Origin of the sequence: Vescimonas sanitatis, assembly GCF_049060325.1 — a bacterium.
Lineage (GTDB): Bacteria > Bacillota > Clostridia > Oscillospirales > Oscillospiraceae > Vescimonas > Vescimonas sanitatis.
The window spans coordinates 1-22,275 of sequence record NZ_JBMGPW010000003.1 but is presented as its reverse complement, the minus strand read 5'-3'; the positions used below and the strand labels follow the sequence as shown (position 1 = coordinate 22,275).

Below are 22,275 nucleotides of genomic sequence, written 5' to 3'. Positions count from 1 at the left end.
CTGTGACGAAAAATATGTACACCGTTGCCGGGGGCGGCCCCTGCAATGAAGAGCTGGCTTTGCGAATACAAGCCGGAGACAAAAACGCCGCGGAGCAGCTCGTCGCACAGAACGAGGGTTACCTCACCGACCCGGTGCGGGCGTACACGCCGTGGTGTGAGATGGAGGATTTGAAGCAGGAGGCGGCGCTGGCACTGCTGGACGCGGCAGGGCGCTTTGATCCCGCCTACGGAACAAAACTGCTGACCTATGCGACGCCCGCGATAGAAGCGGCGCTGCCCGACTACGCCGCGCGGTACGCCTTTCCTCTGTCCGTCCCAACCAGCCGGTACAATCAACTGCGCAGGGTGGCATACCTCTGTGCCGAGGGATGGGACTCATCTGATGCTGAGTTGGTCAAGGTGGTGTGCGGAGAACTGAATGTATCTGTCAAGGTAGCTGGGGCATTGATAAAAGAATACCGGACGCTGTTTTGCGTCCAGCAGTTAGGGGACGATGTGTTCTCCGTCAGCTGCGGCGGCGACCCTGCCGTGGCCTATGACCGCCTGATGCGCCGGACGCTGCTGATGCAACGGATGGAGCAAGTATTGACGCCCAGAGAGCTGAATCTGGTGCGAAGCTACCTTGGCATCGGTCAGCCGGACGAGGTTGGCATGACCTTTCAGGAGCTGGCGATCTATCTTAACTACAACGGCCCCAGCGGAGCGGAGAAGGCGTACAAGGCCGCACTGCGGAAACTGAAAAAGGACTTGTATGGCGGGGCCTACGGCCGGTGGCTCTCCGCTCAGAAAGCCATCCGCGCCGCCAAGGCGGAGGCGGAGCAGGAGACGGGGCATTACACAACGCCGCAGAGGACGTGGTGGGGGGGGAACGGGAGCTGACAGCTCGCTTTATCTATGAGACAGCAGCGTTGGCCCGCGTTTACGAGGTGCTCAGCGGAGCTTGATCAAAAAAGTTTTTAAGTCCAAATGCAATAAAACGCCCTTTCCGCGCATTACACGGATGACAGGAGATGGAAGCCTATAACATAACCTGCGCTTGGTGAAACCACATAAAAGAAGGGAGCTTTTGCTTATGCAAAAGCTCCCTTCCCGTGCTACGAGGTCGAGTTCAAGTCCGGCGGCATGGCGTACAGCTACGAGATCAACGCCGCCACCGGCGCGATCCTCAAGCATGAAACGGGGTTGGATGACTGACGTGATAATGGAAAGTATGCGGCGCAGGTGTACTTGCAGGACAGAGTAATATTTAGAAGTCCGAAAAAAACCAACCATACTCTTGGAAGAAAGTATTGCTGCTGCATCCGACAGAATTGACGGTGCTGCAAAGGTGACAAACTCCTTCCCGCTGCATCAAATAAATGAAGAAAGAGCGCGCTTCCCTGTGTGAAAGGGAAGCGCGCTCTTAGACTGCCGAGGGGATCGTGCCATCATAGCCTATCCCAAAAGATGCACGCTGCCGGATGTTTAAGGCGGAGAGACTAACCAGTAACACCCAGAGCGGCGCTGCATCTTTCCGAATCGTGGCAGAGCCTTCAGATATCCAAAACAATCAGATGATTATCGCTCACATCCAGACGCACAGCGCCGTTCTCGGTAATGGCAACGGTGTCTTCTACCTGAACGCCGCCCCAGCCAAGCTCGTAATACGGTGTTTCGATGTTCAAAGCCATATCTGCCTGCAGCACAGTCTGATTATCAGGTGTGATAGACGGGTCATCATAGACCTCAAGACCCAAACAGTGACCCACATGGTGCCGCCTGTAATGAGGGATACCATTGCTGCGAGTCGTCTCTACTGCGATCTGAAACAGCTCACAGGCTCGGACGCCGGGACGGGCTGCGGCGATAGCCGCCTCTGTGCCGGCACGAATCGCATCATACAGACGAACGGTTTTTTCATCCGGCGTCCCAACGCATACCGTTCTGGACAGATCCGATGTATAACCCTGATAGTCGCACCCGTAATCAAAACGAATCAAACTTCCACGTTCGATAGGAACAGGCTGGTTGACGGTATCACAAAATGCCGCACGTTTGTTGGCAGTCGCCACGCAGAAGATATCCTTCGCGCCGTGCTGTGCCGCATGGCGGCGGAAGCTGTTCCCCAGGTCCTGCTCTGTGTCGCCGGGACGGAAATCCTTCAGGCCGGCGAGCAGTGCTTGCTCAGCGATCTGCGCCGAACGTGCGATGCCCGCTATCTCTTCCTTAGCTTTAATCATGCGAGCCTTATAGAATACTGCTGCGCCGGAAACAGATGCCGTGGGGAATGCTGCAAGTATGCCGGCGGTAGTTTCGTATGGCATACGGCTGGTATCCAGAGCGATTTGCATATCGTCGGTCTTGACCAGCTCGCGAAGCGTATCGAGAAGCGCCTGTAGTGCGGAGCTCTTTGTTTTCTGCTAATACTCGGAATATCTGGCGGCTTCGGAAGAGCATCGGCGTATGCAAAGCGGAAGGCTCCAAAAGGCACGATCTCTGCGTTGCCGCCCTCAAACTCCAACACGGAGGGGATCTCGGCGTGACCGACGATGCAGTATAGCTTACCCTCCGGAAGCAGATAGGCGACATAGGCCTGTGATGAACACAGCACATTTTGACCTACGCTCACATATCCTCCGGTCAGATAGGCGATGTTCTGCGGAAGGGATGCGATCAGGATCTGCACATTGGAATCCTTCATCGCCTCCTGCACGCGGCGGCGGCGAAATGCTTTCAACTCCATACCCGTTTCACCGACCCTTCTCAACGAAATGCCGGAAGGACTTCTTCCGCAAAGAGCTGCATACTCTCCTTGGTCTGGGTAAGGTCGTCATCCACAAAGGTCATTGCGGAGAAATGCGTAACTCCGGCATCGATGTACTGCTGGACTGAGCTCTTGCGTCAAGCGTGTATCAAAAAAGGATCACCGCCCGACCGGGCGGTGATCCTTTTTGCCTATCAAGAAGCGTAGAGTCTGAAACTCACCAGAGGTTTCCATTTTCATCAAAAGGCCACTCCTCGGGCTCGCCCAACACCTGCATATCATTGCGCTGCAGAATCTCCGGCAGCATATTCTCGCTGACCATGATATCTGTCACGTGCAGCGTATCCGGGATGCGGATGATGCGGGCATCATTCAGGTCGATGCCGGTGCTGATCTTAATGGCGCACTGAATAGCCTCACGGTCATTTTTCATGTACATGGGCATGTGCTGGTTGCCGCAGGATGTCAGAGAGTTGGGGTATGTCTGCTCTGGATCGGCCTTGTCGATTACTCGACGAGTGGTCACGTCTGCTGCTTCAATACCGATGAAGTTGCCGTGGGTGGCCTCGGTGAGGTCGAGCACCGCCACGCGCTTGGCTGTGAAGTTCGGCTTGCCGGTGTAGTACTGGCAGAAGCGGCCGGTGATGTTGGGGTCCATACCATCACCGCTGATATCCTTACCCATCTTATCTACGACCAGAATGTCCGCGTAGCCGGAAAGCAGCCTGGGCATCTTGGCTTTTGCGTCCAGCAGCAAGCTGGGCTCCTCCTGCCGGATACACTCCGGTGTCAGAGCTACCAGGCGGTTGGTCTGGTCATAGGCATTCTCAATGATGGCCAGGCCAAAGAGAATATTGGCGTGATCCAGCACGGCATTGCCGAACAAGGGGATGAGGTGATGGAAATTCTCAAAGCCCATCTGATGCACGACCTCGGCTTGCTTCTGCTTGCCTAAGCCGATGGTCATCATCTTCATCAGGCCGCTTTCATAGGGCGCGACAAAGACGGGGTGGGGCTTGATACGGTTGATGACGATAATGCCGTCTGCCTCGGCTGCGTGCCGGTCGATCTGTACCACGTGGCCCTCTGCTGTCTGGCCAATGACCTTTGTTTCCATAGAACTGATGATCGGACAGCCGCAGCTCTCCTCGGTCACACCTAACGCGGCCAGCATACCCTGCTGCCCTTCGGCTGTCGCGCCTGCGTGACTGCCCATGGCGGGTATGATGAAGGGGTGTGCGCCTTGGCGGATGCAGAAATCCACAACTGTGCGCATAATGGTGCTGAGATTGGCGATACCGCGGCTTCCGCAGGTGATCGCCACAGACATACCGGCTTTGATTCCGTGAGGAAAATCACCGGACAGCTGTCGCGTGATCTCTCCGGGGATGTCCTCCACCACCTGAGAGTCAAATTGCTGGTGGACTCGTACCATGCGCGGCAGACGAATGTCTTTCAAAATGTCGCTGATTGCACTCATTGCTGCTGCCTCCCTCTCAGTTGGTTCTCTGCTGTACGTGTTTGCTCAGCCGCTTTTCCAGCTTGCTCTGCAGCACGGTTAGAGCGGAGTTCATCAGCAGATAAACAAACGCCACCTCCAGATACAGCGCCAGCGGTTCGTAGACAACTGCGGTGATCTGCTGGCCGGTCTGCAGCAGCTCGGGGATGGTCAGCATACCGGCCAGAGAGGTGTCCTTGGTCAGCCCGATGAACTGATTGCCCAGAGAGGGGACGGCTGTGCGCGCCGCCTGCGGAATGACGATGCGCATATAGGTCTGCGCCCGAGTCATGCCCAGCGCCTTGGCTGCCTCCCATTGTCCGCTGGGGACAGAAAGGATCGCGGCGCGGACGATCTCCGAGTTATAGGCGCCCTGACACAGGGACAGGCCCAGTACGCCGGAAACAAAGGGACTGAGCACGATTCCCAGACTGGGCAGGCCGTAGAAGATCACGAACAACTGCACCAGAAGGGGCGTGCCGCGGATGATCCAGATATAAAACTTTGCAATGCCTTGCAAAATGCGAACGCCCGACAAGCGGAAGATCGCGGTGATAAAAGCCAGTACTGTGCCGCAGCCGAAAGAAACAATGGTCAAGGGTATCGTATATTTCAGTGCTGCCTTGCACAGAGGCCAGAAAGAGTTGAGGAGAATCTCCACGATCCTCATAAATTGATCGCTCATACGCACACTCGCTTTCTGAAAGGTAATAGCCGGTGGGACGCCCGTTGGAAACGAGCGTCTCCACCGGCTCGGTGTTTATTTATTTAGTGAACACATCCAGACTGTCGGCCACGTCCTGGCTGAGATACTTTACAGCCAGATCATACAGGGTGCCGTCGGCCTTCATGTCAGTCAGAGCCTGGTTGCAGGCTTCTACCAGCTCCTTGTCGGCGATGCGGAAGCAGCCGGCCACCTGCATCTCGGTGATATCTGCGGGCTCATAGAAGGCTACCTGCTTGACGTACTGCTTCATGTCGGGCTTGCCCTCCAGATACAGGGCCATAACGATCTGATCCTCGATCTGTGCGTCAGCGCGGTGATCCTTTAGCAGGGTCATGGCCTCTGCCAGACCGGCGGGGGTCAGCTCGGCGCCATAGGACTTTGCCAGCTTACCGTTGGAGCCTTCCAGTGCGTTGGCTACCAGTTTGCCGTCCAAGTCTTCGAAGCTCTTGATGTCCTCGTTGTCGGCGGCAACGGTCAGCACCAGCTGATTCTGCATATAGGGGATGGTCATGCCGTACTTGTCCACGCGGCCGGCGATGTTCACACCGTTGAAGATGGCGTCCACGCGGCCGGAGTCAAGGCTGGCCACGATGCCGTCCCAGCTGTTGGAGCTGGAGTACTCGATCTCTACGCCCAGACGCTTGGCAATCTCGGCAGCGACTTCCACGTCGTAGCCCACCAGCTGCTGCTTGTCATCAATGTAGGCGAAGGGGGGCCATGATGTCTCGCAGGCCACGATCAGCTTGCCGGCATCCTGCACGCGTTTGAGGGATCCGTCGTCGGTGGTTTCGTCACCGTTGCTCGCTGCGGGCTTATTGCCGCAGGCGGCCATCGCGGCGACCATCATGACCGCCATAATCAGGGTCAATGCGCGTTTCATCGTTTTCATTTTGCTTTCCTTACCTTTCTTAAGTTTGTTCTCTTTTTTTGCAAGCCGCCTCAATCAGAGAAGAAACGGCTCAGCACACGGTAGTTTTGCAGGTCGGCGGCGACAGGGTCGGCAAAGTAGCGCTCGTCCGCTACCTCCTGCACCAAATAGCCGGTGTATGCGTTGGCTTGCAGGCAACGCAGCATCTGCTCCAGCGGATAGTTGCCGTCGCCCCATATATTGTGTACGAAGGGGTCGCCGTCAAGAAAGTGCATATGCACCAGATCAGAGCCGAATGCGGCAAACCAATCCTCCAACGTTTCACCGCAGGCACCGGTGGCGATGGTGTCCGCCATGACCTTTAAGCTGGGGTGTCCCACCTGCTCGATGAGCTGCCGCGTGGTAGGCAGATCATAGGCAAGATCTGTCTCGTCCTGACGCAGGGACTCCAGCGCCAGCGTTATATGCCGCTGCTCCGCCTCCTCGGCCAGCTGCCGCAGTAGCTCGCATGAGGCGTTCCAGGATTCCTGGCGGGGCCGGTCCATGCAGCCCCAGCCGGAGTTGACCGTCATAACGGTGCAGCCTAAATCCTCTGCCACAGCTAGCCCTTTTTTGAAATAGGACAGGCAGTAGTCTGCTACCTCTGGGGAAAATGGCGCATACTGATACTGGAAGCAAAAGCTGGGGCATGTGAGGGAGACCACCTCCAGCCCACGGCGCTGCACTTTGCGCAAGAGCGATTGTACATCATCATAGTGCTGGTCGTCCAGCCAAAAATGCTGGGCACCGCACCAAAGCTCGATGCTGGTAAAGCCGATACGCTGCTGTGCATCCAGAAAATAGTCCAGCGAGTACCGTTGATAATGCTGGTTCATGACGGCTGCCTGACGGCGTTGTATCAAATCCATAGGCTGCTTTCCTCCTTGCCGGACAGCATGGCCAGAACTGCGGCACGGTTGCGTCGGTCTGCGGCGGCTGGATCCTCTTGATAACGTGTCGAAAGACCGTTGATGCTGACAAGACCGCTATACCCGCTGTGAAGGAGCTGGTGCGCGTAGTCCTGACTGGGGAACACGCCTTGTCCCCAAATACGGCCGTAACAGCCGCGGCCGTCCTGAAATCTTACGAAGCGGATACGCTGACCCAGCTTGTCAAACCACTGGGGGATGCTCTCGCCTGCCAGGCTGACGGGTACAGTGTCCAGCGCGGCTGCCAGCTCTGGAACGGCGTCCAACACCGTGAGAAGCTGGGGCAGCGTATGCAGGATGGCGCTGTCTTCCGGGGTAACGGTTTGTAAACAGAGGGTCACGCCATACTGGACGGCGTCGCCGCACAGCGCGGATAATTGGCGGCACAACGACGACAAGCTGTTCTGGTCGTCTATCAGAGCGCCATCGGGCTGCAGGCAAACTGTGGTGCAGCCCAGCGAGCTGGCGACGTCCATACAGCGGCGCAGGTACTCGCGGGTGCATAGATCCTGCCGGGTTCCGGCTGAGGCGAAAAGGCTGTAATGATACCGGCCGGGGTGAAAGACATCCACTGCGATACCGGCCTCTGCCAAGTGCTGTTTCAGCGTCTCTGCGCCCACGCAGCGATAGTGATCCAGCCACAGGTGCGCGGGGACGTGGTGAAAAGCGATGCGGCGCACACCCATCTCCTGCTGCGCCGTCAGAAACGCAGGGAGCGTCCAATGACTGTAAAATCCGTTGCTGCCTAAGATCGTGTCTGGCGACAGCATGGCGCTTACTTCAGCTGGCCGGGATAGCCGTTCTCGCACAGCTCGAACCAGATATAGTCGAAGCGCTGGCCGTCCTCGGCGCTGGTGCCGTGGTAGTTGCCGTGGGGAGTATAGGACAGGTCGCCCTCGTTGAAGGGGATCTCCTCGTCGTTTACATGGTAAGTGAACTTTGCACCGGGCAGGGCGTAGTACCACTGCTCCAGCTCGTTGTGGATGTGCTGGCCGACCTCGTTGGGGCCTTTGCCGTATACGGCGCCCATGGACAAACGACCGAAATAGCGGTGCTCGATCAGGGTGTAGGATTCGATGTCGCGGGTCTTGAAGTTCTCCTCGTACTGCCAGCCCTGAGACACGGGGCGGAAGCGGGGCAGGGCGATGTGGGAGTCGGCCATGTTTTCGCGGTCATAGTCGGAAAGGTTGGCGACGATCTGCAGGAAGCTCAGCTCGCTATCGGCCTGAATAAAGAAGCTCTCCTGGTCGAAGCGGGGGACAAACACGGAGACCTCTTCGATCTGAAATGCCTTGTGGGGGGTGGCTACATAGCCGGTACCCTCGGTGAAAAGCAGGATCTGCACCTTCTCCTGCTGGGGATACAGCTCCGGCTCCCATTTTGCACCGGCAGCCAGCGTACACTTATAGATGGCGACATCCTTGTACTCGCCGGTCAAAACGCTCTGACGAGCCAGACCGTTTTCGTTGAATACCTTCTTGTATTCGCTTGCTTTGTGAAACTTGATGGCAGACATTTGTTTTTCATCCTTTCATTATTTCGTCCTGATCAAAGTACCTTGCTCAGGAAGTCTTGCGTGCGCTTGTTCTGGGGGTTGCTGAATAACTCATCGGGCGTGTTTTCTTCTACGATCACGCCGCCGTCTATGAACAACACGCGGTCTCCCACTTCGCGGGCGAAGCCCATTTCGTGAGTGACGACCACCATGGTCATGCCTTGACGCGCCATGTCGCGCATGATGCTTAATACATCACCCACCATCTCCGGGTCAAGAGCGCTGGTGGCTTCGTCAAACAACATGACCTCCGGCTCCATTGCCAGTGCGCGGGCAATGGCTACGCGCTGCTGTTGTCCGCCGGAAAGCTGCTCGGGGTAGGCGTCGCGCTTCTCGGACAATCCAACGGTTTCCAGCAGGGCCAGCGCCCGCTTTTCTGCCTCTGCGCGTGACTGCTTTTTTACCAACATAGGCGCCAGTGTTACATTGTCCAAAATCGTCAGATTGGAGAACAGATTGAACCGCTGGAACACCATACCCATGCGGCGGCATGTTTCTAACGTATTTACATGGCCATCCGTCAGATCAACGCCGTCAAAGATAACCTGTCCGTCGGTAGGCTGTTCCAACAGGTTCAGGCAGCGCAGGAAGGTGCTCTTTCCCGAACCGGAAGGTCCGATAACCACGACGACTTCGCCTTTCTGGATGGAAACGTCGATGCCGCGAAGCACCTGATTCTCTCCAAAGGACTTGTGCAGATTTTTTACTTCTATCAGCATGTGCGCCCTCCTATTTCTGCCGCTGTGTGCTTGAATTGCAATTTGTAACCCGTTACACAGGAGTATATATTGCAAAAATGCGATTGTCAATAATGGTTTTAACCGCAATTGCGGCAAAATAGTTGCTTTGTATTTCTTGCTTCTACGAAATAACATTGCAATTTATTGAAAAATGCTTGCATCATGCGCTGTAACCGATTTCAATAGTTCACTTTTCAACATTTGACACGATTATTTTTCTCTTTTTTGTACAATGACAAGGCGGTATCTGTATGGTAAACTGTTATAAATCAGTGATAAATTTTATTCTCAGGGGTTGTACGCATGAATATCTATGATATTGCAGAGAAAGCCGGCGTTTCCGTGGCAACAGTATCACGCGTTATCAATAACAGCGCTAATGTCAGCGAAAAAAACCGCAGCAAGGTCATGGAGATCATTGACCAGGAGCGGTATGTGCCAAACATCTTTGCCAGAAACCTTAATTCGACCGCCTCAAAAACGATAGGGATCCTTTGCCCGATCATCTCTGATATAAACCATGTGAAACCGGTTTCGATATTGGAGCATCTGCTGCGGGATGCCGGGTACGATATTCTTCTGAGCTGTACCGACAGCGTCAGTGAAAACAAGGCAAAATCCCTGAATTTGCTCCACAACCGTCGCGTGGATGCTATTATTCTAATTGGCTCTACGATGGAGGAACTGACCCAATATGAGCATTTTGTACCCATCGCAGCAGAGATACCCATTCTGATTATCAACGGTTTGGTGGAGCTGGACAACGTCTATTGTGTACTCAGTGATGAGCGGGAGGGTGTAAAAAATCTGGTCAAAACGCTCTTTGACTATGGATGCCGCCGTATTTTGTATTTGAATGATACCTGTTCATTCAGTGGCTTTCAAAAAATTCAGGGATACCGGGAGGGCTTGGCGCAATGCGGATTGCCGGATGATGGGGAGCTGATCCTGCAGATCCCGGAGACAGAGGACGAATTGCAGCCCTCTCGCGAAATGATCCAAAAAATGCTGGATGACGGTATTGCGTTCGATGCGCTGATTGCGGCTGATGATATTTTGGCAGTAGGCGCACAAAAAGCACTGCAAGCCAGAGAAATCAACATTCCCATCGTAGGACTGAATAACTCCCGGTTTTCCCAGTGTACTACGCCGGAATTAACCAGCATGGATACCAATGTTGAGACAGTATGCGCCACAGCCACACAGATCCTGCTCCGTGTGCTTCGGGGCGAGCGTCCGGCTTCCCGCGTGGTGATCTCAACCGAATTGGTGCTGCGAGATTCCTTCCGCCCTGATCTCATAAATAAGGACCACACCTCAACATATTTTTCTGTAGAAAAATAACGCAGAGGGAATGGGCGTATATGATGACCATACAGGCTGCAAAGCAGTACCGCATCTCATTTGAGATGCGGTACTGCTCTATTTGTATGTATTGCATATAATTCAGATATCTTCCGTAGGGGAGCAGCCGAAGCGCGCCTTATAGGCCCGGTAAAATGCCGAATAGTCGTTGAATCCGCAGCGGGTGCAGACATCACCGGCAGGTTCATGGTCGCGGATCATCGCTCGAGCCGCCAGCAGCCGTTTGATGGTCACATACCGCCAAATAGACGTTCCGGTGGCGCCGGTGAAGATCCGATTGATCTGCGAGCGGCTGAGAAAGAAAACTTGACACAAGGCTTCCAGAGAGATGTCCTCATACAAATGATCGTTTATGTAGGCGGTCAATCGTGCAGCCAGTGATTGCGTGCCGCTGTCCGCTGCATCTGACGCATTGGCCTGAAAGGAGTCGCTCAGCTCACACAGCAGAGGCAGGAGGCAGCTGATGATCCGCAGTCTCGTCTGGTAAGGCGACTCTCGCAGAGACTCTAATTGCAGCAACTGCGAGGCATGCTTTCCAACTGTTGGCGCCGCACGGTTCATCCGTCCCAATGGACGGTTCAGAAATGGACGGAGCAGCGCACCCTCCGGATCCAGTGAGGACAGCAGTCTGGGAGAAAAGTGAATGGCAATGCGGTCATACGGCTCGTCTGGGCGGATCAGCAGCTTGTGCGCCTCTGCGTGGCGCATGATCAATACGTCGCCTGCACACAGGTCGTACTGCGTACCTTCGATCAGATAAGCGCCGCAGCCAGAGAGAAAGTAGAATATTTCCATACGCTCATGGGCGTGCATGGGAAAGCTATCCGGCGTCGGATGCTTGTCCAATGTGTGGTGGACGAACAGATCTTCGTCCCGATAATAGAAATGTGATTCCATGGCGCATCCTCCTTTTTACAAGTATAGCACAGCAATGCGCTTTTTTGCAATATGATATGCGCATTATGTCAATGGACTTGCTTTTGTGCTCAAACTACAATGGCTATACGATCACAAATAACAAGGAGGAACCCTTTATGAAGCAGTTTGACCGCGCTGTGCTGCCTTTGCATGCCATCGCCTGCGTAACTTCTATTGGTGTGCGCATTACGCCGCCTGACAGGATGGCTGTACACAATAGCGACTTGTTTCGTTTGCAGGCTACCAGTGCCGAAACAAACGTATTGAACGTTGCGTCCAGTCTTGGTATGGGCTGCCTGGCTATGACGAAGTTTGTCAAGGGCAGTCCCGTAGCTGAATTTATCAAACAGCAGCTTCGCGCCCGAAATATTCGATTCGAGGGCGTCGAGGTAGAGCAGGGCGGTCCGTGGGGATTTCGTCATCAGTTCAATATTGCCGATTCCGGCTTTGGGCTGCGGGCACCACGTGTTTGGAATGACCGAGCCGGCGAAGTGGGTCGCACACTCTGTATAGACGATTTCGATGTGGAACGCATCTTTGGTCACGAGGGCGTGGGAATTCTGCACATCTCTGGTCTGATCGCGGCCATGAGCCCGGAGACAACACAGTGTTGCCTTGCATTGGCCGAGGCGGCCAAGCGATATGGCACGCTTGTTTCCTTCGATTTGAACTACCGGGCCACCTTCTGGGAGGGCCGCGAGGCGGAGTTATCTGCCGCGTTCCACGCGCTTGCCTCCTGCGCCGACATTCTGGTGGGCAATGAAGAGGACTTCCAGCTGTGCCTGGGCTTCAAGGGCCCTGAAGCGGGGGGAAAAGAACTGAAGGGGAAGATCGACAGCTTTAAGGCGATGATCACGCAGGTCAAGGAGCGGTATCCCAATGCCCGTATGTTTGCTACCACACTGCGGCAGGTGATCTCCGCCAACGAGCATCTCTGGGGTGCAATTCTGTTGGATGGAGATACATGGTATGTGGAGGAGCCCCGCCCCATCCAGGTGATGGATCGCATCGGTGGTGGCGACGGCTTTACCGGCGGTGTATTGTACGGCGTACTGAATGGATGGAACGGCGAAAAATGTTTGCAATTTGGCTGGGCATCCGGCGTATTGGCGGCCTCCAGTCTCAACGATTATGCAGAGCCTGCCGATGAAAAGCAGGTATGGGACGTATACGCGGGTAATGCCCGTGTACAGCGATAGGAGGAGAAGTAATGAAGAAAGCAGATATCGGATTGATCGGCTTGGCCGTCATGGGCGAGAACCTTGTGATGAACATGGAATCCAAGGGATTCACTGTGGCTGTATATAACCGTACAACGGAGAAAACCGATCGGTTTATTGCCGGTCGTGCTGCCGGAAAGAACATCATCGGCTGCCATACGCTGGAGGAGTTTGTCAGCCAGCTGGAGCGCCCTCGTAAGGTGTTTATGATGGTAAAGGCAGGACAGGCCGTAGACGACATGATCGAACAGCTGTTGCCCCTGCTGGATGATTATGATATCCTCATCGACGGCGGAAACAGCCATTTCCCCGACACGATCCGCCGCACGGCCTATGTGGAGAGTAAGGGAAAGCTATACATTGGTACCGGTGTTTCTGGCGGAGAGGAGGGTGCGCTGAAGGGCCCCAGCATGATGCCCGGCGGCAGCCCAGTGGCATGGCCTTATGTCAAGCCTATTTTTCAGGCCATCTGCGCCAAGGTGGAGGACGGCTCCCCCTGCTGCGAGTGGGTCGGCGAAAATGGCGCCGGACATTTTGTAAAAATGGTTCATAACGGCATTGAATACGGCGATATGCAGCTGATCTGTGAAGCATATCAGTTGATGCGGGATTACTTGCGGATGTCCGATGGCGAAATGCACCAAGCCTTTGCCGCGTGGAACGATACAGAGCTGGATAGCTATCTTATTGAAATCACCCGCGATATCCTGGCCTACAAGGATGTAGATGGAAGCCCGCTGGTGGAGCACATTTTGGATACCGCCGGACAGAAGGGGACTGGCAAATGGACAGCCACAGCTGCGCTGGACGAGGGTGTTCCGCTGACACTGATTAGCGAAGCGGTGTTTTCCCGCTGCTTATCCGCTATGAAGGACGAACGTGTAACAGCTGCCGCCGTCTTTGATCGCATTATCCCCCCATTTACCGGAGACAAAGAATTGTTTGTTGAGAATATACATCAGGCGCTGTATGCGTCCAAGATCATATCCTATGCACAAGGCTATACGTTGATGCGGGCGGCTGCCGGTGCATACGGTTGGAATCTGAACTATGGAGGCATTGCGCTGATGTGGCGGGGCGGATGCATTATTCGCAGTGCTTTTTTGGGGAAGATCAAGGACGCTTATATTGAAAATCCGGCGCTATCTAATCTGCTTTTGGATCCCTATTTTGAAAAAACCATCAAGGAGCTGCTTCCTGCGTGGCGCACGGTTGTTTCCGCTGCAGCGAGCTGCGGTGTACCGGCGCCTGCGATGTCTGCCGCGCTCAGTTATTTCGATGGATATACGACGCGTTGCCTGCCTGCCAACTTGCTGCAGGCGCAAAGGGACTATTTCGGCGCACATACTTACCGGCGCTTGGATGCATCGGCGGATCAGGTGTTTCACACTAACTGGACCGGTCATGGCGGCAGCACGGCCGCGGGCACCTATAACGCTTAATGGAGGTAACACATGGAGCATTCTTTTGACGGAAGGGTTGCGGTCATTACCGGTGCCGGAGGTGTCCTGTGCTCGGTTATGGCCAAGGCACTGGCAGAGGCTGGCGCCCGGGTCGCGTTGCTGGGCCGCACGGCGGAGAAGGTGCAACGGGTAGCAGATGAGATCACCGCGGTGGGCGGTACGGCCCGCGCCTATGTCTGTGATGTGTGCGACCGTGATTCGGTGGAGGACTGCCATCGCCGGGTACTGGAACAGCTTGGGCAGTGCGACCTGCTGATCAACGGAGCAGGAGGAAACAAGCCGCAGGCCACCACGGAGCATGAGTATTACGAGGCAGGCGACTTAGATGCGCCGGTACGCAGCTTTTTCGATTTGCGGCCGGAGGATATAGAGAGCGTGCTGCAGCTGAATTTCTCAGGCACCTTGATTCCCACGCAGGTGTTCGCACAGGATATGCTGGGCCGTGGAGGGTGCAGCATATTGAGTATCTCGTCTATGAACGCATATACGCCGCTAACAAAGATCCCTGCCTATTCCGGTGCCAAGGCCGCCGTATCCAACCTTACACAGTGGCTGGCAGTTCACTTTGTTAAGCAGGGAATCCGCGTCAATGCCATCGCACCGGGCTTTTTGTCTACGCAGCAGAACAAGACACTGCTGTGGAATGAAGACGGCTCCCCGACGCCTCGTACCGGCAAGATATTAGCGGCTACCCCTATGGGGAGATTTGGCCGGCCGGAGGAGCTGATTGGGGCAGTATTGTTCCTGCTGGACGACAAGGCTGCCTCCTTTGTTACCGGCGTCGTGCTGCCCATCGATGGCGGTTTCAGCGCATACAGCGGGGTGTAATATGAATATTTTCAAAATTGCGGACAACGAGAGCGGGCTAACACAGCAGGAGATCGCGCACGCGCTGCGGCAGAGCTTGGAAGACCGCCATCCACGACGTGTGCTGATCCTTCCACCGGATTTTACGCGGTATCATTCCAACGCCGGATTCATCACCAACACCTACTACCATATTCTTCAAAACATGGGGGCCGAGGTGGACATCATGCCGGCACTGGGTACCCATGAGCCAATGACAGAGGAACAGGCCCTTGCCATGTTCGGCGACGTACCCTACGAAAAGCTGATTCCCCACAACTGGCGCACTGACGTGCTGAAGGTGGGAGAGGTTCCAAGCAGTTATCTGGAGGATGTCACGGAGGGGCTGTGGCATGAGCCGATCAGCGTGGAGATCAATCGGCGGGTGATGGACGAACAGTACGATTTGATCATCTCGCCGGGTCAGGTGGTGCCGCATGAGGTCATCGGTATGTCCAACCATGCCAAAAACCTGTTTGTAGGCGTGGGCGGCAGCGACATGATCAATAAAAGTCACATGGTGGGCGCAGTATACGGCATGGAACGGATGATGGGCAGGGACCACACACCGGTGCGCAAGCTGTTTGACTACTCGATGGAGCGTTTCCTGCGCCAGCACCCCATTCTCTTCGTGCTGACCGTGACCACTGCTCCGGCAGGCAGCATCCGCACCCATGGCCTGTTTATCGGGGAGGGACGCGAATGCCTGACCGAGGCAGTTAAGCTGTCGCAGGAGAAAAATATCGATTTTGTAGAGCAGGGACTGAAAAAATGCGTGGTCTATCTGGATCCCGGTGAATTCAAAAGCACATGGCTGGGAAACAAGGCTGTCTATCGCACCCGTATGGCTATGGCAGATGGCGGAGAGCTGATCGTGCTGGCACCCGGCGTTACAAAATTTGGGGAGGATCCACAGGTGGACAAGCTGATCCGTAAGTACGGATATAGGGGCCGCCTGCATACGCTGGAGGAATTCAACAAGCCGGAGAATCAGGATCTGCGGGACAATATGGGGGCGGCGGCCCATCTCATCCACGGCTCCTCTGATGGGCGCTTTACCATCACCTATGCGGTCAGGGATGCTTTCCGAGAGGAGATCGAGGCAGTCGGATTCCGCAGCGCTGATTATGACGAGATGGCGGCAAAGTACGATCCCGATACGCTGCGATACGGGTACAATACGGTAGACGGAGAGCGGGTTTACTTTATCCCGAATCCTGCGTTGGGCCTGTGGATAAACCGGGAGCGGTTTTAAGGAGGGTGTTATGGAAGAATTTATGAGCCAGGATTTCCTTCTGCATGGAGAAACGGCGAAAACGCTGTTTCATCAACACGCAGAAGGAAATCCCATTATCGACTATCACAACCATCTGTCATCCAGAGATATTGCCCAGCACCGTGTCTTTCGTGATCTGACGGAACTGTGGCTGGAAACCGATCATTATAAATGGCGGGCGATGCGCGCCTGTGGCGTAGAGGAGCGGCGGATCACAGGCGATGCCGATGGTTATGAGAAGTTCCTGGCGTGGGCGTCTGTGGTGCCGCAACTGGCCGGCTGCCCACTTTACCACTGGACGCATCTGGAGCTGCAGCGTTACTTTAACATCCACACGCCACTGACGCCCGAAACCGCACCATCTATCTGGGAGGAAACGCGGGAAAAGCTGCGGGAGCAGGATACCGTCAGCCTGCTGAAGCAGCAGAATGTCCGTGCTCTGTGTACGACCGATGATCCGGCGGACTCGCTGGAGTGGCATCAGCAGATCCGCCGGGATGACGGGATCCCCTTTGAAGTGCTGCCGTCCTTTCGGCCGGATCGCTATCTGGAGCCGGAGCATCCCGGTGCGCGGAAGCATCTGTCGCGGCTGGCAGAGTCAACCGGCGTTGCTATCGCGGATATAGACGGCCTGAAGCACGCGCTGTGTGTGGCATTAGACCATTTTCAGGCCTGTGGATGCGTGGTCGCCGACCATGGGCTGTCCTGCCTGCGCGGCGGCGCTGACGAGGTGCGGGAGCAGCTTTTGCTTTTCCTTGGAGAGGAATATCGCCGCCGGGGCATGGTCATGCAGCTGCATCTCGGCCCGATCCGCGATCAATCGCCGCGCCTGCTGGAGACAGTTGGCCATGATGCAGGTGGCGACAGCGTCGGTGCAACCAGTGATCCTGCGGCATTAGGGCATTTCTTGGCCAAGCTGGAAAGCGGCGGTGGATTGCCGCGCGTGATCCTCTACAATCTTAACCCCGCGGAGAGCGCGGTTTTCAGCACCATGGCTGTGAACTTCGCTCCGCAGGTGCAGTACGGCGCTGCATGGTGGTTCAATGACACGCTGCGAGGGATCAATGCGCAGTTGGACGAGCTGATGGAAACCGGCCTACTGGCCCACAGCGCGGGTATGCTGACAGATTCCCGGTCATTCACCTCATTTCCTCGGCATGAGTACTACCGCCGTATCCTGTGCGCTAAGTTGGGTAAGTTAGTGGACGGCGGCCAGTATCCGGCAGATATTGCCGCACTGGGGCGCATCGTGGAGAATGTCTGCTGGAAAAATGCCGCTGCTCTTTTAAGGCTATGACGGTCGTCCACACCGGCAGTTGCTGGCGTGGAGCGAGAACTGTGTCATCATTCAAAAAGCGGAGAGCATTGTGAGCTGGTCAAGTGTCCCGACAAGACGGAGAATACTATGAAAGTTGTGATTATTGATGGGCAGGGCGGTAAGCTCGGGCAGAGCATTGCCGAGGCCATTGTAAAAAGCGATGTGGACTGTGAAGTGTATGCCATTGGCACGAACAGCATTGCGACCTGCACCATGCTGAAGGGCGGAGCGATGTACGGCGCGACCGGGGAGAACCCCGTCATTGTTGCCAGTCGTGATGCCGATGTGATCATCGGTCCGGTGGGCATCATATCTGCCGATTCTATGCTGGGAGAGGTCACACCGGCCATGGCGGCTGCCGTGGGGCAGAGTAAGGCCGTAAAGCTGCTTCTTCCCGTTAATCGCTGTAGCAACCGTGTGATCGGCGCGAAGAAGCTTACCATAAGCGAGATTGCCTGTGAAACGGTGGAGGAACTGAGGAAAATCGCAAAGTAAAGAACAAGCCGCAATAAGCAGGAGGTGACCATTTGGCCGCCTCCTGCTTGCTGTTCGTTTCCGGCTTATGTCGCCGGTGACCTTGCGCTGCGGGGATGGAGCTTTACGCTGCCGTCAGAGGGCTTCCACCAGCGCGGCCACTTCGGAAAGACTGATACGCCGCTCCTCTGCGATGCGGGCGAGATCGTCGTATTCGTACTTGGAACGGGTGACACCGTATCCGCAGGAATCCTTGCGGCGTACTACCCCGTAGGGCGTCTCGATGCTTTCAATGTGCCGCTCCAGCACATACCGGCGGCAGAGGCTCTCCCGAATGCCGATGGTCGTGGTATGGCGCAGCATGGCTTCCACCACAGCCTCCCGCGCAGCTTCTGGACACAAGGCGCAGATCAGCGTGCCGGGGCGGGATTTTTTCATGCCGGCAGGCGTGGTATAGACCTCCAGGGCTCCGGCATCAAACAGGCGATCCATGGAGAAGGAGATGGCTTCGGCCGTCATGTCGTCGACATTGCAGGAAAGCTGACATACCGTGTGGGACGATTCGCCGGCTTCTCCCAGCATACTCCGCACGCAGTTTGCGGCGGGGAAGTCCTTTTTACCCATACCGTAGCCAATGGCGCCGACACGCATAACAGGCATCTCACCAAATTCGGTGGCAAAATGCTTTAAGAGCGCGGCGCCGGTAGGCGTGCAAAGCTCGCCCTTTACGCTGCCGCCGTAGATCGGAAGGCCCTGCAGGATATATGCGGTGGCGGGAGCGGGAACGGGCAGAATGCCGTGCGCGCAGTGGACATGACCGCTGCCCACATGGATGGGGGAGACGATAACCCTTTCTGGCGCCAGCCGATCCATCAGCAGGCAAACGGCAACGACGTCTGCCACGGCGTCCATCGTTCCAACCTCATGGAAGTGGCTCTCCGCCACGGGGACATTGTGGGCGCGGCTCTCCGCCTCTGCGATAAGTCCGTAGACGGCCTTCGCGTTGTGCTGCACCGCCTCGGGCAGATGCAGGCCGGATATTATGTGCCGGATCCTGTGCAGGCTGCTGTGCTGGTGAGGCGTGTGTTCATGTTCATGTGTATGCTCATGTTCATGTGTATGCTCATGGTCGTGGTGATGGGCATGTGCGTGATCGGATTCTTCCACACCATTTACCGTAACAGACATATGTGTGCCGGTGATGCCGCACTTTACGGACGCCTCCCGGCGATACTGCACACCGGGAATGCCGAGAGCGTTCAACTCGTCCACAAAGCCATCCGGGTCAGGCAGCAGCTCCAACAGTGCCGCGGTCAGCATATCGCCTGCGGCACCCATGCCGCAATCCAAATACAGAGTTTTCATGATTTTGCCTCCATGTGATTGATCATGCTTGCCAGATACCCTGCGCCAAAGCCGTTATCAATGTTTACCACAGAAACGCCGCTGGAGCAGGAGTTGAGCATAGAGAGTAATGCGGACAGTCCCTGAAAGGACGCGCCGTAGCCGATGCTGGTGGGGACGGCGATCACCGGACAGTCGGCCAGTCCTCCGATGACGCTGGCCAGCGCGCCTTCCATGCCCGCGATGGCGATGATGACGCTGGCTCCCATAATGTCATCCAGATGAGCCAGCAGACGGTGCAGCCCGGCAACGCCCACATCATACAGGCGGGTGACGCGATTGCCAAGAACCTCGGCGGTCAGGGAGGCCTCCTCTGCCACCGGAATGTCGCTGGTGCCGCCGGTCGCAACTACGATCCTGCCGATGCCGTCCGGAGCGGGAAGCTCTCCTATAACACCGATCCCCGCCTCGGCGTGGTAGGCGAGGGAGTGAACGGCTTTGATCTGCTCCGCTTTTTCGGGCGAAAGCCGGGTAATGAGAACGACATCCTGCCCGCTGCCCCTCATGGCAGAAGCGATGCCGCTGATTTGCTCGGCGTTTTTTCCGGCGCCGTAAATGACCTCCGCAGCGCCCTGCCGAACCTTGCGATGTAGATCGACCTTGGCGTAGCCAATATCCTCGAAGGGCTTGATCTTGATTTTTAACGCAGCGTCGTCAACGGACAGCTCTCCGCGCTTTACGGCTTCCAAAATGAGCCTGATCTCACTATTCATCTCGAACCTCCAAATCCAATAAAACCGTGCTGTACCACTGCTTCAGCGTGGCGACGATTTGTTCCCGTGCCTCCACGATATGTGCCAGCTGTGCATCCGGAAGCTGGAGCTTTGCGGCGTTTCCCATCTGCCGGACGCGAAAATCGGTAAAACCCAGAGAGAACAAGTAGTCCTCCGCCTTCTCGGTCCGCGCCAGATCCTCCGGGGTGATCGGCGTTTCCGCGGGGATGCGGGTGGCAAGGCAGGCGTAAGCGGGCTTATTCCAGGTAAACAGGCCGGCCTCCTTAGACAGGCGGCGAACGTCGGCCTTTGTCAGTCCACAGTCCCTGAGCGGGGAATATACCTTCAGCTCCCTCAACGCCTGCATTCCGGGGCGATCTCCTGCATCGTCTGAGGCGTTTGTACCGTCTATAAGCGTGGTAAAGCCGTCCGCGCTTGCAGCGTGCAGGATCGACGAGAAAATCGACTTTTTGCAAAAGTAACAGCGGCTGGCGGGATTTGCGGCGACCCTCGTATCGGAGAGAATATCCACCAGTAAGACGGTCATGTCGGCATGAAGCGCCTCGGCTAAACGCTTGGCGTCGTCCAACTCAAACTGCGGCTGGAATGCTGTTTTCACATAATACGCCCGCACCTCGGCTCCCAGCTGCTTTGCGGCATAGAGCAGATACGCGGAGTCCACACCGCCGGAAAAGGCCAGTGCGATTTTGGGGTGTGCTGCAAAGAATTCTTTTAATTCCAATTTCAATTCTCCTCAATTGCATATAAGAAGGGACACACAACCGCTCCTTTGAGGATGGTTGCGTGTCCTTGTGGTACACGGTTGTATAAATTCAAGTATTGGGATGGCGAAAGTACTTGGGCAGTTGCCAATCGACTTGAGTCGATGTTGGGGCTATAATACAATAAGCACGCTGCGGTGTCAACCGACTTAGCACTTTTTTTCAGAAAAACACATGGCAAGCATGAGAAACCGAAGTCCTGCTTGAGCAACAAGAGTAAGACTAAATGCACTGATTCCCAGATAACAAAACATGCGAGCAATCACACGATTACCGCTCAGGGTCATTTCTTTTTCATTTTCTGGAGAAATTTCGATGCTGTTCCTGTGCCTCCAGCTTTTTCAGACCGGCCTCCATGGTGGCAATATCTCTGCGGAACACTTTCGCGCCTGCATCCTCTACATGCTCAAATTTTTGCAGAAGCAGAGCATTTTCAGTGCGCAGTTCCTCCAATTCCTCCGTCAGCTCTGCAAGTCTAACAGCAATTCCCGGCTGCAGATGATACGGAGAAAAGGCAGTTCCTTTTTCTCTCTTATAAGTGCGGTACGCTCTCTGGCTTTTTCCTTGATTTGCTGTACCAGACTGGTGTAACGCTCCAGCTCCGGCCTCCATATCCCGTTAGCAAAGAGTACTGGGCGTATATTTGAATGCCAGGTGCGTATGCAGGGCAGTGACGCTATGGGCATACTCCGTGGATGGTGTGGTGCTGACCATCACAAATCCGTTTTCCCTCTTGCAATTCAGGGCATACTCCACTATACTGATACTTGTTGATACTAATTGCAATCAGGAGTGGAGGTGCTTTTATGGATGCCGCATTGTTTACCAAGATGCTGTCTGACAAGAACATTCTGGATTTGAGAAGGCTCGGCTATAAATTTCCGCAGGCCGACATCAAAGAGTTTACGGAGCTGCTGAAAAACGGTTTCTATCATTCGCTGCCGCTCAAGGATTTCTCCGGGCAGAACATCGTCTATCTGAGCAGCATTGCACAGGTGCGCCTTTCAGCCGCCAAGGTGCTTTTGACGCCGCAGAACAGCACACAGCTTTACGGCGTCAAGGCCATGGAGGAGGAGATCGTTTCCACCTTCACCATCGAGCAGCAGGTGGACTTCACCCGTGACAGCGTCCGCAAGATCCTCTCCGGTCTTGCTCCCACAGACGAAAGCGAAAGCCGCATTTTCGGCATGAAAAAGGGACTGGAGTTCATCAGCGACCCGGCGAATCAAATCACTGAGGAGACCATTCACCAGCTCTATGAAATGGCCATCGGTGCCTATCTACCCGAGGAGGATCGGCTGCTGCCCGGTCATTTCTACCGGCATGACAGCGTGTATGTGATCGGCGCAAAGGTGGAGCATACGGGCTTTCCCTGGCAGGCGCTGCCGGAGCGCA

Annotated in this window: 22 protein-coding genes and 2 pseudogenes; 10 read left to right on the top strand and 14 right to left on the bottom strand. The window is 55.5% G+C overall.

Annotated elements, in window-relative coordinates:
* Positions 1 to 2 precede the first annotated feature (2 nt).
* Both ACOMDU_RS04800 and ACOMDU_RS04795 read left to right on the top strand, forming a co-directional pair.
* On the top strand, positions 3 to 881 hold the full coding sequence (locus tag ACOMDU_RS04800) for a sigma factor (protein ID WP_421129306.1): 879 nt from the start codon (positions 3 to 5) through the stop codon (positions 879 to 881).
* Between the two features lie 222 nt (positions 882 to 1,103).
* A pseudogene (locus ACOMDU_RS04795) lies at positions 1,104 to 1,196 on the top strand (hypothetical protein); the annotation flags it as partial.
* A gap of 338 nt (positions 1,197 to 1,534) precedes the next feature.
* Here ACOMDU_RS04795 and ACOMDU_RS04790 read toward each other — a convergent pair.
* The 9 genes from ACOMDU_RS04790 to ACOMDU_RS04750 form a co-directional block, all read right to left on the bottom strand.
* Positions 1,535 to 2,221 (bottom strand): M24 family metallopeptidase, encoded by a 687-nt coding sequence (locus ACOMDU_RS04790; RefSeq protein WP_421129305.1) that lies wholly within the window; start codon positions 2,219 to 2,221, stop codon positions 1,535 to 1,537.
* Entirely contained in the window at positions 2,218 to 2,724 is a 507-nt protein-coding gene (locus ACOMDU_RS04785; protein ID WP_421129304.1) for an aminopeptidase P family N-terminal domain-containing protein, read from the bottom strand. Before ACOMDU_RS04785 ends, ACOMDU_RS04790 begins: the two co-directional genes overlap by 4 nt.
* A 238-nt stretch (positions 2,725 to 2,962) precedes the next feature.
* Positions 2,963 to 4,225 (bottom strand): nickel pincer cofactor-dependent isomerase, group 22, encoded by a 1,263-nt coding sequence (locus tag ACOMDU_RS04780; RefSeq protein ID WP_421129303.1) that lies wholly within the window; start codon positions 4,223 to 4,225, stop codon positions 2,963 to 2,965.
* 16 nt (positions 4,226 to 4,241) lie between these two features.
* Positions 4,242 to 4,928, bottom strand: a complete 687-nt coding sequence (locus tag ACOMDU_RS04775; protein ID WP_421129301.1) for an amino acid ABC transporter permease — start codon at positions 4,926 to 4,928, stop codon at positions 4,242 to 4,244.
* Positions 4,929 to 5,007: 79 nt separating this feature from the next.
* Entirely contained in the window at positions 5,008 to 5,859 is an 852-nt protein-coding gene (locus tag ACOMDU_RS04770) for a transporter substrate-binding domain-containing protein (RefSeq protein WP_421129300.1), read from the bottom strand.
* Between the two features lie 50 nt (positions 5,860 to 5,909).
* A complete protein-coding gene (locus ACOMDU_RS04765) occupies positions 5,910 to 6,746 on the bottom strand; it encodes a sugar phosphate isomerase/epimerase family protein (protein WP_421129299.1) in 837 nt (278 codons plus the stop codon).
* Complete coding sequence (locus tag ACOMDU_RS04760) at positions 6,737 to 7,576, bottom strand: sugar phosphate isomerase/epimerase family protein (protein WP_421129298.1); 840 nt, start codon at positions 7,574 to 7,576, stop codon at positions 6,737 to 6,739. Before ACOMDU_RS04760 ends, ACOMDU_RS04765 begins: the two co-directional genes overlap by 10 nt.
* Positions 7,577 to 7,581: 5 nt before the next feature.
* Positions 7,582 to 8,322 (bottom strand): cupin domain-containing protein, encoded by a 741-nt coding sequence (locus tag ACOMDU_RS04755; protein WP_421129297.1) that lies wholly within the window; start codon positions 8,320 to 8,322, stop codon positions 7,582 to 7,584.
* A gap of 32 nt (positions 8,323 to 8,354) precedes the next feature.
* Complete coding sequence (locus ACOMDU_RS04750) at positions 8,355 to 9,077, bottom strand: amino acid ABC transporter ATP-binding protein (RefSeq protein ID WP_421129470.1); 723 nt, start codon at positions 9,075 to 9,077, stop codon at positions 8,355 to 8,357.
* Positions 9,078 to 9,404: 327 nt separating this feature from the next.
* Between ACOMDU_RS04750 and ACOMDU_RS04745 the strand changes: the two genes are divergently transcribed.
* A complete protein-coding gene (locus ACOMDU_RS04745; protein ID WP_421129296.1) occupies positions 9,405 to 10,445 on the top strand; it encodes a LacI family DNA-binding transcriptional regulator in 1,041 nt (346 codons plus the stop codon).
* 102 nt (positions 10,446 to 10,547) lie between these two features.
* Here ACOMDU_RS04745 and ACOMDU_RS04740 read toward each other — a convergent pair whose 3' ends face one another.
* Positions 10,548 to 11,363 carry a helix-turn-helix transcriptional regulator gene (locus ACOMDU_RS04740; protein WP_421129295.1) on the bottom strand — a complete coding sequence of 272 codons (816 nt, stop codon included), beginning with the start codon at positions 11,361 to 11,363 and terminating at the stop codon, positions 10,548 to 10,550.
* 137 nt (positions 11,364 to 11,500) lie between these two features.
* Between ACOMDU_RS04740 and ACOMDU_RS04735 the strand changes: the two genes are divergently transcribed.
* The 6 genes from ACOMDU_RS04735 to ACOMDU_RS04710 all read left to right on the top strand — a co-directional run bounded on the left by ACOMDU_RS04735 (position 11,501) and on the right by ACOMDU_RS04710 (position 18,002).
* The gene (locus tag ACOMDU_RS04735) at positions 11,501 to 12,583 is read left to right on the top strand and encodes a PfkB family carbohydrate kinase (protein WP_421129294.1); all 1,083 of its coding nucleotides are present in this window, start codon (positions 11,501 to 11,503) and stop codon (positions 12,581 to 12,583) included.
* An 11-nt stretch (positions 12,584 to 12,594) separates the two neighbouring features.
* Positions 12,595 to 14,046, top strand: a complete 1,452-nt coding sequence (gene gnd, locus ACOMDU_RS04730; protein ID WP_421129293.1) for a decarboxylating NADP(+)-dependent phosphogluconate dehydrogenase — start codon at positions 12,595 to 12,597, stop codon at positions 14,044 to 14,046.
* A 12-nt stretch (positions 14,047 to 14,058) separates the two neighbouring features.
* Complete coding sequence (locus ACOMDU_RS04725; protein ID WP_421129292.1) at positions 14,059 to 14,895, top strand: SDR family oxidoreductase; 837 nt, start codon at positions 14,059 to 14,061, stop codon at positions 14,893 to 14,895.
* Position 14,896: 1 nt separating this feature from the next.
* Positions 14,897 to 16,168, top strand: coding sequence for a nickel-dependent putative hexonate epimerase (locus ACOMDU_RS04720; RefSeq protein ID WP_421129291.1), 1,272 nt, complete (start codon positions 14,897 to 14,899; stop codon positions 16,166 to 16,168).
* Between the two features lie 22 nt (positions 16,169 to 16,190).
* Positions 16,191 to 17,486 carry a glucuronate isomerase gene (locus tag ACOMDU_RS04715; RefSeq protein WP_421129290.1) on the top strand — a complete coding sequence of 432 codons (1,296 nt, stop codon included), beginning with the start codon at positions 16,191 to 16,193 and terminating at the stop codon, positions 17,484 to 17,486.
* 108 nt (positions 17,487 to 17,594) lie between these two features.
* Positions 17,595 to 18,002: a DUF3842 family protein gene (locus ACOMDU_RS04710; RefSeq protein ID WP_421129289.1), complete on the top strand. Its 408-nt coding sequence runs from the start codon at positions 17,595 to 17,597 to the stop codon at positions 18,000 to 18,002.
* Positions 18,003 to 18,116: 114 nt separating this feature from the next.
* On the opposite strand, the gene larC is transcribed toward ACOMDU_RS04710, so the two are convergent.
* From larC to ACOMDU_RS04690, 4 genes are all read right to left on the bottom strand, one after another.
* Positions 18,117 to 19,346: a nickel pincer cofactor biosynthesis protein LarC gene (gene larC, locus ACOMDU_RS04705; protein WP_421129288.1), complete on the bottom strand. Its 1,230-nt coding sequence runs from the start codon at positions 19,344 to 19,346 to the stop codon at positions 18,117 to 18,119.
* Positions 19,343 to 20,098: a nickel pincer cofactor biosynthesis protein LarB gene (larB, locus tag ACOMDU_RS04700; RefSeq protein ID WP_421129287.1), complete on the bottom strand. Its 756-nt coding sequence runs from the start codon at positions 20,096 to 20,098 to the stop codon at positions 19,343 to 19,345. The genes larC and larB overlap by 4 nt, the downstream gene beginning before the upstream one ends.
* Positions 20,091 to 20,840 carry an ATP-dependent sacrificial sulfur transferase LarE gene (gene larE, locus ACOMDU_RS04695; RefSeq protein ID WP_421129286.1) on the bottom strand — a complete coding sequence of 250 codons (750 nt, stop codon included), beginning with the start codon at positions 20,838 to 20,840 and terminating at the stop codon, positions 20,091 to 20,093. Before larE ends, larB begins: the two co-directional genes overlap by 8 nt.
* A 334-nt stretch (positions 20,841 to 21,174) precedes the next feature.
* On the bottom strand, positions 21,175 to 21,492 hold the full coding sequence (locus ACOMDU_RS04690; protein ID WP_421129285.1) for a hypothetical protein: 318 nt from the start codon (positions 21,490 to 21,492) through the stop codon (positions 21,175 to 21,177).
* A gap of 194 nt (positions 21,493 to 21,686) precedes the next feature.
* Here ACOMDU_RS04690 and ACOMDU_RS04685 point away from each other — a divergent pair.
* Positions 21,687 to 22,275 (top strand): annotated as a pseudogene (locus ACOMDU_RS04685) (Fic family protein); the annotation flags it as partial.